Annotated in this window: 11 protein-coding genes, 1 tRNA gene and 1 riboswitch; of the genes, 5 read left to right on the forward strand and 7 right to left on the reverse strand. The window is 71.8% G+C overall.

The window, feature by feature from the left end:
• Window positions 1-1,499 (reverse strand): asparagine synthase (locus ABT367_RS13755; protein WP_352252881.1); only part of this gene is annotated, 1,499 nt, incomplete at its 3' end.
• 553 nt (window positions 1,500-2,052) lie between these two features.
• On the opposite strand from ABT367_RS13755, the gene ABT367_RS13760 reads away from it, so the two are divergent.
• The 4 genes from ABT367_RS13760 to ABT367_RS13775 all read left to right on the forward strand — a co-directional run bounded on the left by ABT367_RS13760 (window position 2,053) and on the right by ABT367_RS13775 (window position 7,450).
• Window positions 2,053-3,498: an MFS transporter gene (locus tag ABT367_RS13760; protein ID WP_199551474.1), complete on the forward strand. Its 1,446-nt coding sequence runs from the start codon at window positions 2,053-2,055 to the stop codon at window positions 3,496-3,498.
• A 126-nt stretch (window positions 3,499-3,624) separates the two neighbouring features.
• Window positions 3,625-4,860 carry an L-2-hydroxyglutarate oxidase gene (lhgO, locus tag ABT367_RS13765; RefSeq protein ID WP_352252883.1) on the forward strand — a complete coding sequence of 412 codons (1,236 nt, stop codon included), beginning with the start codon at window positions 3,625-3,627 and terminating at the stop codon, window positions 4,858-4,860.
• Between the two features lie 362 nt (window positions 4,861-5,222).
• Window positions 5,223-5,948: a tRNA (guanosine(46)-N7)-methyltransferase TrmB gene (gene trmB, locus ABT367_RS13770; protein WP_352252977.1), complete on the forward strand. Its 726-nt coding sequence runs from the start codon at window positions 5,223-5,225 to the stop codon at window positions 5,946-5,948.
• 98 nt (window positions 5,949-6,046) lie between these two features.
• Window positions 6,047-7,450 (forward strand): PrsW family glutamic-type intramembrane protease, encoded by a 1,404-nt coding sequence (locus ABT367_RS13775; protein ID WP_434975463.1) that lies wholly within the window; start codon window positions 6,047-6,049, stop codon window positions 7,448-7,450.
• Between the two features lie 62 nt (window positions 7,451-7,512).
• On the opposite strand, the gene ABT367_RS13780 is transcribed toward ABT367_RS13775, so the two are convergent.
• From ABT367_RS13780 to ABT367_RS13790, 3 genes are all read right to left on the reverse strand, one after another.
• A complete protein-coding gene (locus ABT367_RS13780) occupies window positions 7,513-8,457 on the reverse strand; it encodes an aldo/keto reductase (protein WP_352252885.1) in 945 nt (314 codons plus the stop codon).
• Window positions 8,458-8,663: 206 nt separating this feature from the next.
• Window positions 8,664-9,713, reverse strand: coding sequence for a M23 family metallopeptidase (locus tag ABT367_RS13785; RefSeq protein ID WP_352252887.1), 1,050 nt, complete (start codon window positions 9,711-9,713; stop codon window positions 8,664-8,666).
• Between the two features lie 11 nt (window positions 9,714-9,724).
• A riboswitch (cyclic di-AMP (ydaO/yuaA leader) is annotated at window positions 9,725-9,878 on the reverse strand.
• 201 nt (window positions 9,879-10,079) lie between these two features.
• Window positions 10,080-11,252 (reverse strand): PP2C family protein-serine/threonine phosphatase, encoded by a 1,173-nt coding sequence (locus ABT367_RS13790; protein WP_434975464.1) that lies wholly within the window; start codon window positions 11,250-11,252, stop codon window positions 10,080-10,082.
• Between the two features lie 272 nt (window positions 11,253-11,524).
• Here ABT367_RS13790 and ABT367_RS13795 point away from each other — a divergent pair.
• Window positions 11,525-11,598: transfer RNA gene (locus tag ABT367_RS13795), tRNA-Met, on the forward strand.
• A gap of 160 nt (window positions 11,599-11,758) precedes the next feature.
• Here the strand turns inward: ABT367_RS13795 and ABT367_RS13800 are convergent.
• The 3 genes from ABT367_RS13800 to ABT367_RS13810 form a co-directional block, all read right to left on the reverse strand.
• Window positions 11,759-12,304, reverse strand: coding sequence for a GNAT family N-acetyltransferase (locus tag ABT367_RS13800; protein ID WP_352252889.1), 546 nt, complete (start codon window positions 12,302-12,304; stop codon window positions 11,759-11,761).
• A 162-nt stretch (window positions 12,305-12,466) separates the two neighbouring features.
• Window positions 12,467-13,021: a DUF5994 family protein gene (locus ABT367_RS13805; RefSeq protein WP_352252892.1), complete on the reverse strand. Its 555-nt coding sequence runs from the start codon at window positions 13,019-13,021 to the stop codon at window positions 12,467-12,469.
• A 245-nt stretch (window positions 13,022-13,266) separates the two neighbouring features.
• Window positions 13,267-13,731, reverse strand: coding sequence for a DUF5994 family protein (locus ABT367_RS13810; RefSeq protein WP_352252894.1), 465 nt, complete (start codon window positions 13,729-13,731; stop codon window positions 13,267-13,269).
• Window positions 13,732-13,837: the final 106 nt, after the last annotated feature.

Here is a 13,837-nt window from a genome sequence, read left to right on the forward strand (position 1 = left end):
GGGCGCGTCGCCGACTGCTCCAGGCGAAGCGATACTTCAGCGAGCGACTCAACGGTCATCCAGCGCGCGGCGGGCCCGGGCCGTACCCAGGTCAGCGCGGCGAGCGAGGCACCGACGGGGCCCGTGGGTTCCTCGAGGAGGCCGGCGCGCAGGCGCAGTGCGGCGTCCTCGATGCCCGAGCGGTAGGAGGTACGGGCCAGGCGGCGGGCCGCTCCGTACACCTTGGCGGGGACCAGTACGGAGCTCATCGAGCCTTCCGTACGCGCCAACGCCGCGACCGGACGCACGAGATGACGGCGGCGGCGGTCCATGAGGAGGTCGGCGAGGCGGGCCGGGTGGGCGTCGAGGACCTGGCGCGCCCCGTACCCCGACAGATGGTCCGCGCTGCCGGAGGCGAGCCGGAGTCTGTGCCGGGCGGCCGTGACCAGCGAAGGGCCCGGTTCGTCGGTGAGCGGGCCGTCCAAGTCGGCGTACGGCAGGGCCTCTTCGCCGGCCGGGACCACGACGTGGTGGAGGCGGGGGTTGGTGGCGAGGGCGCCGGCGCGGCCGAGTTCGGCTTCCTGGCGGCCGGCGGTCAGGTCGTTGAAGGTGACGGCGAGCAGCCGCTCCCCCGCGCCCGTGCCGTGGCCGAGCACGGTGCCCGGCATGCCGGGCAGACCCGCGGCGAGGAGGGCCAGCGTCCCGGACGCGGGGCCACCCGACAGATCCGCGCCGATGCCCGGCACCGGCATCCGGGAGGCACGGCGTTCGGCGGGGCCCATGCCCGGTACGGGACCGGGGTCGATGTCCGGTACGTGGCGGGGCGCGGAGAGCCGGGCCCGTACCGCGTCGACCAGTGCTTCCCGTACACCGTCGACCGCGCGCGTGGCGTCCAGCTCCGGTGCGGCGACGGCGAGCGAGGCCACCGGCTCGTATCCGGCGATCTCGCGCGCGCCGTCGCGCAGGATCAGGGCGTGCCCGGGCGGGATGCGCCGCACGTCCGCGTACGGGGTGGAGTCCTGGAGCGCTTCGGGCACGTCGGGGCAGGCGAGCAGCGCGGCGAGATGGCCGATGTCGAGGTGTGCCTCGATGAGGTCGGCGAGCGGCAGGGCCGCGGTGGCGTACGCGGTGCCGCCGGCCCACGGCGTGTAGAACACCGGGCGTGCGCCCGCGAGATCACCGGCGACCATGATGCGGCGGCCGACCTGGACCACCGCGGTATAGCTGCCGGACCACGCGGTCAGATGCCGCAGTGCGCCGCCGCGGGCCGCGACCAGACCCAGGCGCAGCTGCTCGTCGCTCGCGCCGCAGGTGCCCAGTACGGCGATACGGGTCCTGTCGTCCGCCTTGACCACACGGATCTCGTCGGGCCGCCAATCACCCACCGCCCACAGGGGATCCGGGTCGCCCCACAAGAGCTGGGAACCCACGGGGTGCACGGTCTCGCCGGCCTCACTGCCGGCGCCCAGCGGATCGGACGCCCTCGCGGTGGTACTGCTCCACCCCACCAACCACCGCATCGCGCCTCCACAGCCTGTGGACAACATGGGCACCGTCTGGCTCGTCCAGTTGGGCACCATGCTGCCACGAAGCGGGCGCATCGGAGGGGGAGCAGGGCACGCCGTTTGCGCCTCTGTGCTCCCGCGCGACTCGGACCAACTGCTGGCTGGATCCGGCCATTTCGCGCGCAATGGGGCGTACGGCAGGCGCGGGCCGGGGCAACGCGCGATCCGGGAGGCGCGCTTGGCCTCCCGGACCGGTCCGCCACCCGCGGGGATGTAGGCGGCGGCGTCCCCCAGCCCACCGGTTGCCAGCGCACGGTGGGCCGACCCACGCATCCTCATGGAAGCGCTCCCGCACCGGTCGGTGAAGAGCGCACGGGCGGGCGCACGGCCACACGCCGGGAGCACACCGCAGAAAGACCGCACTCCTGTACAGACAACTTTCTCGCCATCCGGAATCCCGCCCCTTAACGCTTGGAATGCGGGGAACTACGCTGGGTTTACGAATGCCGCGCGGTTATGCCAGCCGTGGTGTGCCGGCGCGGCAGCCGTCTGTGTCGAGGGGTGGCGCATGTCCAGGGAGCAACGCGGGCCGAACGAAAAGCTCGGCACCGTTCTCGCCCTCGCGGGAATCAGCAACGCGGGCCTCGCCCGCCGGGTCAACGACCTCGGATCACAACGGGGTCTGACCCTTCGCTACGACAAGACCTCGGTGGCCCGCTGGGTCTCCAAGGGCATGGTTCCGCAGGGTGCGGCCCCGCACCTGATCGCCGCGGCCATCGGCCAGAAGCTCGGCCGGCCCGTGCCGCTGCACGAGATCGGTCTCGCGGACGCCGACCCGGCGCCCGAGGTGGGTCTCTCCTTTCCGCGCGACATCGGCGCGGCGGTGAAATCGGCGACCGAGCTGTACCGGCTCGACCTCGCGGGCCGCAGGGGCACAAGTGGCGGGATCTGGCAGTCGCTTGCGGGTTCGTTCGCGGTGAGCGCGTATGCGACACCCGCGTCCCGGTGGCTGATAACACCCGCCGACAGCTCGGTGGAACGTACGGCGGAGCAGGCCCGGCAGATCGCCGAGTCCGCACCGGCCGGCGAGAAGCCGCTGCGCGTCGGCCACAGTGACGTACGGAAACTGCGCGAGGCGGCGCACGACGCGCGGCGCTGGGACTCCAAGTACGGCGGCGGGGACTGGCGTTCGTCGATGGTGCCGGAGTGCTTACGGGTCGAGGCGGCTCCCCTGTTACTGGGGACGTACTCGGACGAGGTGGGACGTGCCTTGTTCGGCGCGACGGCCGAACTCACGCGCCTGGCGGGCTGGATGGCCTTCGACACCGGCCAGCAGGAAGCCGCACAGCGCTACTACATCCAGGCCCTGCGGCTCGCCCGCGCGGCAGCCGACGTCCCGCTCGGCGGCTACGTACTGGCCTCCATGTCGCTGCAGGCCACCTACCGCGGCTTCGGCGACGAGGGTGTCGACCTCGCGCAGGCCGCCCTGGAGCGCAACCGCGGTCTGGCCACCGCGCGCACCATGAGCTTCTTCCACCTCGTCGAGGCCCGGGCGCAGGCCCGCGCCGGTGACGCGCACGCGGCGGGCGGCGCCCTGAAGTCCGCCGAGGGCTGGCTCGAGCGGTCCCGCGACGGTGACAACGACCCGTCCTGGCTGGGCTTCTACTCCTACGACCGGTTCGCGGCCGACGCCGCCGAGTGCTACCGCGACCTCAAGGCACCGCGCCAGGTGCGGCGGTTCACCGAGCAGGCCCTGTCGAGCCCGACCGAGGAATTCGTCCGCTCGCACGGTCTGCGCCTCGTGGTGAGCGCGGTCGCCGAACTGGAGTCGGGGAACCTGGACGCGTGCTGCGCGCAGGGCCTGCGGGCCGTGGAGGTCGCGGGGCGCATCTCGTCGGCGCGGACCACCGAGTACGTACGGGATCTGCTGCACCGCCTGGAGGCGCACGGGGACGAGCCGCAGGTGATCGAGTTGCGGGAGCGGGCCCGGCCGTTGCTGGTGGCGCCGGCGTGAGCGAACTGCTCCTTACGGTCCTTCCGGTACGGGTTTGAGCGCGTTGTCAGTGGCGCAGTGCACTATCGGACGCATGGGCGTACTCGGCGTCCGTGACGGACTCGGAGCTCTCCGGAGGTGAGGCGGGTGGCCCTGCGCGGCCCGGCAGACGGCACGCGGGTGTCGTACGACTGCGATGTGCTCGTCATCGGCGGCGGCATCGTCGGACTGTCGACGGCGTATGCGCTGACGCGCGCGCGGCCGGGGATCCGGGTCACGGTCCTCGAGAAGGAGCCCGGGCCCGCCCGGCATCAGACGGGTCGCAACAGCGGGGTGATCCACAGCGGGATCTACTACCGGCCCGGGTCGCTCAAGGCGCGGTTCGCCGTCGAGGGCGCCGCGGAGATGGTCAAGTTCTGTGCCGAGTACGGGATTCCGCATGCCGTCGGCGGCAAGCTGATCGTCGCCACCGAGCGCTCCGAGCTGCCCCGGCTGCACGCACTGGTGCAGCGCGGCCGGGAGAACGGGATTCCGGTACGGGAGCTGGGCCCCAGCCAGATCACGGAGTTCGAGCCCGAGGTGCGGGGGCTCGCGGGGATCCATGTGGCCACGACCGGGATCTGCGACTTCGGCGCGGTGGCCGGTCGGCTGGCTTCGCTGGTACGGGACGCGGGCGCCGATATCCGGTACGGGGCGGAGGTCACGCGGATCGACCGGCGCGCGGACCACGGGGTCGCGGTGCGCACGGCGTCCGGGGCGATCGTGCGCGGCCGGGTCCTGGTGAACTGCGCGGGGCTGCACTGCGACCGTGTGGCACGCCTCGCGGGAGACGACCCGGGGATGCGCATCGTGCCGTTCCGCGGCGAGTACTACGAGCTGGCGCGGCCCGAGCTGGTGCGCGGCCTGGTCTACCCCGTGCCCGACCCGGCGTTCCCCTTCCTCGGTGTGCACCTCACGCGCGGTATCGACGGCGGGGTCCATGTCGGGCCCAACGCCGTGCCCGCCCTCGCGCGCGAGGGATACGACTGGTCGGTGGTACGCCCCCGCGACCTTGCGGCCACGCTCAGCTGGCCGGGCTCGTGGCGGATAGCCCGCGAGCACTGGCGGTACGGTGCGGGCGAGCTGCGCCGCTCCCTGTCCCGCCCGGCCTTCACCCGCGCGGTCCGCCGTCTGCTCCCCGCGGTCACGGAGTCGGACCTCCACCCGGCCCCGGCGGGCGTCCGCGCCCAGGCGGTGCTGCGCGACGGCACCTTGGCGGACGACTTCCTGTTCGTCGAGGGCGCACGGACCGTCCACGTGCTCAACGCCCCCTCACCGGCGGCCACGGCTTCGCTGCCGATCGGGCGGGAGGTGGCGCGGCGGGTACTGGCCCAGGTGGACTGACCCACCGGGGGTGCAGGGGGCGGAGCCCCCGCGGTGGGCGATGCCGGGTGCTGGTCCGAAGCCGTGCGTTTTCCCCTACCCGCCCCTTCCCGAAACCGGGGCTTCGCCCCGGGCCCCCGCATCCGAACTTCGTTCGGATCTCCTCAATCGCCGGAGGGGCTGAAGTAGGGGCCCGGGCACGGGAGAGCCCGCCGCAGGCGCCCCGCCCAGCCAGGACGCACCCGCGGCCAACCCTCCGTAGAATCGGACCCACTGTGTCCGAGCATCCCGAAAACACCGCCCCCGCCGCCCCCACCCAGGGCCGCCCCGACCCGTACGACGCCGAGACCCGTGCCGCCGCCTCCGCCGCCCGAGCGGAGAAGATGCGGCGGTACGCCGAGGGCGAGGGACCGAGTCCCGACCCCGCCGGGTCGCACTTCGAGCGGCGGATCCGCAGCTTCCAGCCGCGCCGCAGCCGCGTCACCCTGAGCCAGGGCGACGCCCTGCGCAGGCTGTGGCCGAAGTGGGGCATCGAGATCGACGGCAAGCAGCGGCTCGATCTGGCCGAGATGTTCGAGGGACGTCCCGTCGTGCTCGAGATCGGCTTCGGCATGGGCGAGGCCACCGCGCAGATGGCCGCCGACGATCCGGACACCGGCATCCTCGCCGTCGATGTGCACACACCCGGCCAGGGCAACCTCCTCGGGCTCGCCGAGCGGAACGGGCTCGACAACGTCCGCGTGGCCAACGGCGACGCGATCATCCTGCTCACCGAGATGCTCCGCCCCGACGCCCTCGACGGCGTGCGCGTCTACTTCCCGGACCCCTGGCCCAAGAAGCGCCACCACAAGAGGCGCATCATCCAGCCGGAGTTCCTGACGCTCGCCGCATCGCGGCTGAAGCCCGGCGGCTTCATCCACTGCGCCACGGACTGGGAGGAGTACGCCGAGCAGATGCTCGAGGTGCTCGAGGCCCACCCCGACTTCACCAACTCGCAGCCGGACGGCGGCTACACCCCGCGCCCGGCGTTCCGCCCGCTGACCCGCTTCGAGGGCAAGGGCCTCGACAAGGACCACGTCGTCCACGATTTGATCTTCCTGCGTACGTAAGGGATTGACCTTTCTGCGTACGCGGAAGTTCGGGTATCCCGGGGTTCCGGGTGCCCCTATTCTTCGCACCCGGCCCCGCCGCTCGTTAGGGTCGAGGGGTGAACGCACCGCCCCAGCCTCCGCATCCGCCGGCCCACCCGGTCGCCGGACTCGGCAGGCCTGCGCACTGGTGGCAGCGCCGTGCCGTGAAAGCGGGCGCGCTGATCACCCTGCTCGCCCTGTCGGGTCTGGTGATCCTCGCCCTGGTCCGCAAGGAGACCGGTACCGAGGGCTTCCTGGTGGGTCTGGGCCTCGCGATATTTCCCGTACCGCTCCTGATAGCCGCGTTCCGCTGGCTCGACCGGGTCGAACCGGCGCCCTGGCGGAACCTGATCTTCTCGTTCGCATGGGGTGCCTGCGCGGCCGCGCTGATAGCGATCGTCGCGAACTCCTTCGCCACCCGCTGGATAGCCACCAGAACCGCCGACCCCACGAGCGCCGACACCCTGGGCGCCACCGTCGTCGCGCCGGTCGTCGAGGAGACGGTCAAGGCGGCGGCGATCCTGCTCGTCTTCCTGTTCCGCAGACGGGACTTCAAGGGTCTCGTCGACGGAGTGGTGATATCCGGGGTCACGGCCACCGGCTTCGCCTTCACCGAGAACATCCTCTATCTCGGCAACGCCTACGGCACCGACGAGGCCAGCGGAGTCGACGGCATCGGCTTCGACTCGGTCACCGCGGCGACCTTCTTCGTACGCATCGTGATGTCGCCGTTCGCCCACCCGCTGTTCACGGTCCTCACCGGCATCGGCTTCGGCTTCGCCGCCCTCGCCGCCGACCGTCACCGCATCCGACGGATCCTGTTCCCGCTCGCCGGCCTGCTGCTCGCGATGGGCATGCACGCCGCGTGGAACGGCTCCGCCTCCTTCGGCGGCCTCGGCTTCTTCTTCGTCTACGTCGGCTTCATGGTCCCGTCGTTCGGCCTGCTGACCTGGCTGACGATCTACAGCCGGCAGCGCGAACTGCGCACGGTCCGCGAGGAACTCCCCGCGTACGTCGCCGCCGGCTGGCTCACCGCCCCCGAGCCGTACGCCCTCGGCACCCTGCGCGCCCGCCGCATGGCACGCCAGTACGCGGCGGGGGCCCACGGCAAGGACGTGGCGCGTACCGTGCGCGAGTACATCTCCCTCGCCACGGCCCTGGCGTTCCTGCGTCACCGGGGCCGCAGCGGCCGTGCGGGCGCCGATTTCGTCGTACGGGAAAGGGAGTTGCTGCAGGCGCTCTGGTCCCGTCGGGGACCCTCGCGCCCGGCTCTCGACCATGCGGCACGGATGACGGCACCGGCGTTCCCCCAGCCGTACGCCCCGTATGCGCAACCGTATGGGCCGATGACGGTGCCCGGCCCGCAGATCCCCTACATCCCGTACATCCCGAGCCAGCCCGGTCCCGGCCAGCCGCTCCCGCAGCAGCCCCTCGGCGGCCAGTACGCGACCCCCAACCCGTACGCGCCGCCCGCGAGCTGAGCGGCGGCGCATACGCGGCGGAGGCCGGACCGGGCCACGCCCCGTCGAGGCGCAGGCCCCGACTAGGCGGAAGCCGCCGTCAGAAGTCCCAGCTCCTCGTCCGTGAGCGTCAGCTCCCCCACCGCGAGCAGCGCCGGCAACTGCTCCACCGTGCGCGCCGAGGCGATCGGCGCGACCACCGTCGGCTGGGCCGCGAGCCAGGCCAGCGCCACCGTCGCGAGCTCGGCGTCATGCGCCTTCGCCACGGTGTCGAGGGCATCGAGCACCCGCCGGCCGCGCTCGGTCTCCAGGTGCTTGGCCGCACCTCCCGCGCGCGGACTGTCGACCTCGGCGCCGGGGCGGTACTTGCCGGTGAGGAAACCGGAGGCCAGCGCGTAGTACGGCACGGCGGCCAGACCCCACTGCGAGGCGAGCTCCTGCTTCGAACCCTCGTACGTTTCACGTGAAACAAGGTTGTAGTGCGGCTGAAGCGCCACATACCGGGCAAGACCCTCGCGCTCGGCGAACTCCAGTGATTCCCGGAGCCGTTCGGCGGTGAGGTTCGAGGTGGCCACGGCCCGGACCTTGCCCTCGCGCACCAGCGCGTCGAGCGCGGTGACGATCTCCTCGACCGGCACCCCTTCGTCATCGAAGTGCGTGTAGTACAGATCGATGTAGTCGGTCCCGAGCCGGCGCAGCGACTCCTCGGCGGCGGCCTTGATGGTGGCCGCCGAGAGGCCCTTGTACGCGGGATGCGCGCCGACCTTGGTGGCGATGACGACATCGGAACGGTTGCCGCGCGCGGCCAGCCACTTGCCGATCAGGGTCTCGGACTCGCCGCCCTGGTTGCCGGGGGCCCAGGCCGAGTAGGAGTCGGCGGTGTCGATGAAGTTGCCGCCGCCCGCGCTGTACGCGTCGAGTACGGCGAAGGTCCGGGTCTCGTCGGCGGTCCAGCCGAAGACGTTGCCGCCGAGGCAGAGCGGATGGACTTCGAGGTCGGAGGAGCCGAGAGGGCGCAAAGAGGTCATGAAGTGATCAACACCCGTATGGGAAGCCGCTATTCCTTGGACACAAGGGAAGCAAAGCATCCATGAAAACCCAAAACCGGCAGCCCTGACGTCGGGGGGTTGCCGTCAGGACTGCCGGGGTTCAGGTACGCCGTACCCCTACGGCGCTCACAAGTTCCGTACAGGAATCAGGGGTTGAGGCCCTGGATCAGGTGTTGAGACCTGGATCAGGGGTTGAGGCCCTTGCTCTGCAGCCAGGCCATCGGGTCGATCAGGCTGCCGCCCGACGTCTCGACCTCGAGGTGCAGATGCGGTCCGGTGGAGTTGCCCGTGGAGCCCACCCGGCCGATGACATCGCCGGTCGTGACCTTCTGGCCGACGCTGACGCCGATGGACGACTGGTGGTTGTACGCGATCTCCGTACCGTCCGAGAGCTCGACCACGGTGCGGTAGCCGTACGAGCCGGACCAGCCGGCCTCCTTGACGGTGCCGGTGTGGACGGACTTGATGGGGGTACCTGTGGGAGCAGCGAAGTCCAGACCCGTGTGGGACCCGGAGGACCACATGGAGCCGGCCTGACCGAAGGTCGAGGTGATCGTGTACGACGTGGTGGGAAGCGAGTAGCTCGCTGCCAGCTTGGCCAGGCGCTCCGCCTCGGCCTTGCGCTTGGCCTCTTCCTCCGCCTTGCGCTTGGCCTCCGCCTCGGCCTTCTCGGCGGCTTCCTGCTTCTCGGCGGCGGCCTTCGCGGCCAGTTCGGCGGCGGCCTGCTCGGCAGCGGCCTGAGCGGCGGCGTCCGCCTCGTCCTCCTGGTTCTGCGCCTGCTCCAGGATGCGGGCCCGCAGGGCCTCGCCCGCGTCGGCGGTGGACTGCTCGCCGGAGCTGGTGGCGGCCACGGGGAGCGTGGCCGCGGTGGCCTGCGCGACACCGGGCTGCTCGTCGGTACCGGAGTCGGAGTCGTCGGATATCAGGGAGCCGACGACGGGGATCTTCTTGGCCTGCTCGCCGAGGTCCGGCATGGAGATCGGGACCGGCGGCTTGTCCTTCGCGGTGGCTATGCCGCCCGCGCCGACGGCGGCTATGACGCCGACGCCGAGAACGGTGGAGCTGCGCGCGAGTCCGCCGCGCTGCTTGGCGACACGGTGCCGGCCACGTACCGGACGGATGGAATCCTCGGTCGGGTTCCACTCCTCCCAGGACTCGTCGTCGTACCTGAACTCCTGGGTGCTGTCCGCGAAATAGGGATCAGCGGTGGTGCCTCGGCCTGCGGGGGTCGCCACGGAGGCGGACTCCTTTCCTTCCTTCTCGCCTACCGGGTTAGCTGACGGGTTCGGAACAGGAAGGTTTCCTACGGGCGTTGACACCTTCAAGGAAGGTCTCGCTTGCCCGATTCACCCCAAAAAGTGGTTCCCCGGCTCCCTTGCGGGATTAAGCGTGTGCGCACGGAGCCATCTCTTGTGACGGCTGGGACGACCGCGCTGCGTTATCGAACGTTAATAGACAGGGGCCCGGGATTCCAAGCCGTTCCGACAGATCGTTAGCGGCTTTGGCCTGGACTTAGGGGACACGAGGGGTCGGAATCGGACGAGTCGCCAAGGAAGTTGAGGTAAGTCACTGCCCTCAGATTTCTGACGGTGCATCAATTGTTATGCGGAGGGCTGCTCCTCGGTCACCTTCGGTGACATCGCGGCCCCGGCGGCCGGCCGCGCGATCGCGAGCAGCGCCATATCGTCCGTCGCTCCGCCGCCGGTGTGCTCGCGCACCTCGTCGACCAGAGCGGAGAGCAGGGAGTCGGGCCCGGGGAACATCCGCCCTTCCAGCCGCGCCGCCGGATCGTAGAAGACCCCCTCGGCGCTGCGCGCCTCGCTCAGGCCGTCCGTGTAGAACAGCAGCATCGCCCGCGCCGGCAGCTCGGCCGTCACCGCGCGGTCCGGCCAGGAGGCCAGATCGCTCATGCCGAGCGGCAGCGCGGCCTGCTCGGGTTCGAGGATCTGCAGCCTGCCGTCCGCGTGCAGGAGCAGCGGTTCGGGATGCCCGCGGTTGATGAGCCGTACGGCGTCGTGTCCGTGCGAGATCTCGGCGAGCACCGCGGTCGTGAACCCCTCCACCGCGTCGAGCCCGTCCCGCCGGGTCCCTTCGCGGGCCAGCGCCCGCTCCAGGCGGAGGGCGACCGCTTCGAGGGTGGCCTCCTGCTCGGAGGCCTCACGGAAGGCGCCGATGACGACGGCCACGGCCTCCACCGCCCCCAGGCCCTTGCCCCGTACGTCCCCCACGATCAGACGCACCCCGTGCGGGGTGTCCTGCACGGCGTACAGGTCACCGCCGATGAACGCGTCCGCCTGCGCCGCCTCGTACCTCGCCGCGACCTCAAGACCTCCGATCCGGGCAGCCGGCTCCGGCAGTACGGCGCGCTGGGCGGCCACGGCGATATTGCGCGCGGAGGCCAGCTGCTCGCTGTTGCGGGTGACGACCCGGTTGATCAGCACCGCGAGCACGGCGACGGTGACCACCGTCACGATCTCGGTGAGGGACTCGGTCTTGCCCGCGGTCCCGTTGTAAAGATGCAGCCCGGTGAGCGCACCGACCGCGATGAAGCCCGTCAGGAGCGTGTTGACCAGCGAGAAGAACGGTGCGGCGATCAGCGGCGCGGCGGAGAAGAGCGGCGCCCCGGTGAACTTGGGCGGCGTCACGAACGTGAGCAGCAGTCCGCCGCCGATGAGCAGCAGCGGCAGGGTCCTGACGAAGGCACGGGTGCGGGTGATTCCGGGGCGGGCCTCGTACACGGCCGTGCCCGTGTGCCGTCGTCCTCGCTTCCCCACCGGCCTGTCTCCTGCCACCGTCCGACCCGGTGTGACGTGTCCCGGGGTTTCCGGGAGCTCCTCTTCGTCGCTCCCGGCAGCCGCGGGCCACCGCCGCGCACCTCACCAGCGTTCCCGCAGCCGGGTCGGGCGGCGAATCCGTGCGGGCCGATCAGGTGACCGCGGGCGCCGCCTGCCTGGTCACGGAGGCGCCGTCGGGCTCTTGATTCCGGGCCTCGCGGAAAACCGTGGCGCGAGGGGTCCCGCGGATGGCGTACAGTTGGGTTCACCGACGCGGGGTGGAGCAGCTCGGTAGCTCGCTGGGCTCATAACCCAGAGGTCGCAGGTTCAAATCCTGTCCCCGCTACTCAGGACGAAGGCCCGGCACGTGAAAACGTGCCGGGCCTTCGTGCGTCCGGGCTCCTGCCCGTGGGGGCCAGGCCGGTGCCCCGTGCGTCCGGGCTCCTGCCCCGTGCGCGCCGGCTTCCTGCCCCGCACCTCACCAGTACGTCACCGCAGGAGCGCGCTCACCGCACCGGCCAGCGCGCCCACACCTCACGGCCCGGGGACGGTGAGCTCCGACCGGTGGGGGCGGGCAGTTCCTTCCAGCCCCACGCGCGGAGCAGTTCCCTCGTCCCGGGCCTGTCACCGTCGACGCCCGCCACCACCAGGTCCTTGCCCAGGCGCGAGAGCAGCAGATCCGTGAGCCGGGTCGCGACACCGCGCCGGCGCAGCGCGGGCAGCACCATCAGCTCGGTGAGCGCGAACACCCGCCCGGACGCGGTGAGTTCCTCCGCCTGCGGCGTCACCTCGACGGGATAGTCGGCCCACCAGGCACCGTCACGGTCCAGGCGGTACCCGTAGGCGCAGCCGGCCAGGCCCGTCGCGTCGGCGACCGCCATGTCGAATCCCTCGCGCTGCACATGCCGTGCGAAGCGGCGCAGAAAGCCTGACCTGTCCCGGTACTCGGCCCCGGCGGCACCGCGGTACGCCGTGACGTACACATCGGCGACGGCCTCTCTCTGCTGTTCGGCCTGCCATCGGCTGAGCCTGCGCAGATACACGTCGGCCATCCGGCCTCCCCTCACGGTCCCTTCGGCGCGGCCCGGTTCAGCGGGCCTGCTTGTGCGTGGTGCGGTCCCGACGGCGGCGCGCCCCGAACCGCCCACGGCCTCCGTCGCGATGGACGATCAGCACCAGGAAGGAGGCCGCGGTGAGAACGGATTCCATGCCGGTCACCGCCCCGCGGCCCGGGAGACGGCTGCCACGGAGGGAGTGCCGCCCTCGTCCTCCCACGCCTCCTGCGCACTCTGCGGCCGGTCCTGCACGGCGACGTCATGGCCCGCGAGCGCGGCGGCGACGAGATCGGTGGCGGTCAGCGCGGGACCGTCCACCGCGCAGGCGGCGCTCATCAGGCGGGCGGCCGTCGCGGCGTCCGTCTCGGGCGGGATCACCAGAAGGTCCCAGCGGCCGGTCCCGTAACCCAGCAACAGCAGCTTGTGCGGGTCGAGTTCGGCGGCGAACCAGCCGACCTTCAGAACACGGTGGCCGAGGGGCACTTTGCGCGGGACGACGGGCCAGAGCATCGGATTGACGGCGACGCGGGTGACACGGCCCCACAGCGGGTCGAGTACCTCCGCCAAGTCGGGGAGTTCGGCGGTGAGGTCACGCGAACGGGGCCACCAGGCACCGTCGAGGAGCCCCTGGCCGGTCGGGGACTTCAGCGCCACACGCGCGCCGGAGGGTGAGGGCGGTGGGGTGATACGGAGGGACGTGGTGGTCGCGGTCATGATGCGGACCCGTCTTCGGGGCGACACGGTGGCCGTCCCCGATGCCTTGGCTCACCGAGGACGAGACCCGCGTGGATGCCGGAGTTCGAAGTGCCCTTGGTGTGTCCACGGTACTCCTGCGGGGCGCCTCGGTGACGAGTGCGTCACCAGCCACTCTGTCCGGTTCGGCACGCGCCCCCGGCCGGCTCCGCCCGGTTCGGCACCCCCGCCCGGCCGGCTCCGCGCCGCCCGCCCCGCCGGTCCCGTCACCGGGCAGCGCTCTCCGCCGCCATCAGATCGGAGCCGGTGAGATGGAGAGCGGGGTCCGCCGCCGCGCTCATCAGCCGGGCGGCCGTGCCGGCCTCGCTGTCCGGCGGCACGACGAACAGGTCCCAGCGGCCGACCCCGTACGAGAAGAGCCGGATCGTGTACGGGTCGAGCCCGGCCACGTACCAGGTGGCCGTGACCGTGTGCCCCGTCACGGGCAGGGTGCGCGGCTCCTTCGCCCAGCTCCCCTGGTGCGTGGCGATCCGGGTCACACGGCCGCGCGAGACGTCGAACACATCGGTGAGCGCGGCCAGTTCGGAGGCGAGGTCGTCGGTGCGCGGCCACCAGGCACCGCACACCGGACCTGCCGGGAAGGTCGGCGGACGCAGGGCGAGCCGAGCGGGCGGGTAGGCGGCGGACGGCCGGATCCCGGCCGAACTGCGGTGGGTGGTCGGTGCGTTCATGACGCACGCCCCTCTTGGGGCCGCCGGTCTGCGGGCCCCGTGTCGTGGTGCGCCGGAGGCGACGCCGAACGGGGTCGGCGTACGAGGAGCACCCGGTGGGCCCAGC

Origin of the sequence: Streptomyces mesophilus, from assembly GCF_040300965.1 — a bacterium.
Classification (GTDB): Bacteria; Actinomycetota; Actinomycetes; order Streptomycetales; family Streptomycetaceae; genus Streptomyces; species Streptomyces mesophilus_A.

Excerpts from the sequence above, each read along its gene's own strand:
- ABT367_RS13760 (WP_199551474.1), top strand. The coding sequence starts at position 2,053 with ATGTCCAGGGAGCAACGCGGGCCGAACGAAAAGCTCGGCACCGTTCTC.
- trmB (WP_352252977.1), top strand. The coding sequence starts at position 5,223 with ATGCGGCGGTACGCCGAGGGCGAGGGACCGAGTCCCGACCCCGCCGGG.
- ABT367_RS13780 (WP_352252885.1), bottom strand. The coding sequence starts at position 8,457 with ATGACCTCTTTGCGCCCTCTCGGCTCCTCCGACCTCGAAGTCCATCCG.
- ABT367_RS13800 (WP_352252889.1), bottom strand. The coding sequence starts at position 12,304 with ATGGCCGACGTGTATCTGCGCAGGCTCAGCCGATGGCAGGCCGAACAG.
- ABT367_RS13805 (WP_352252892.1), bottom strand. The coding sequence starts at position 13,021 with ATGACCGCGACCACCACGTCCCTCCGTATCACCCCACCGCCCTCACCC.
- ABT367_RS13810 (WP_352252894.1), bottom strand. The coding sequence starts at position 13,731 with ATGAACGCACCGACCACCCACCGCAGTTCGGCCGGGATCCGGCCGTCC.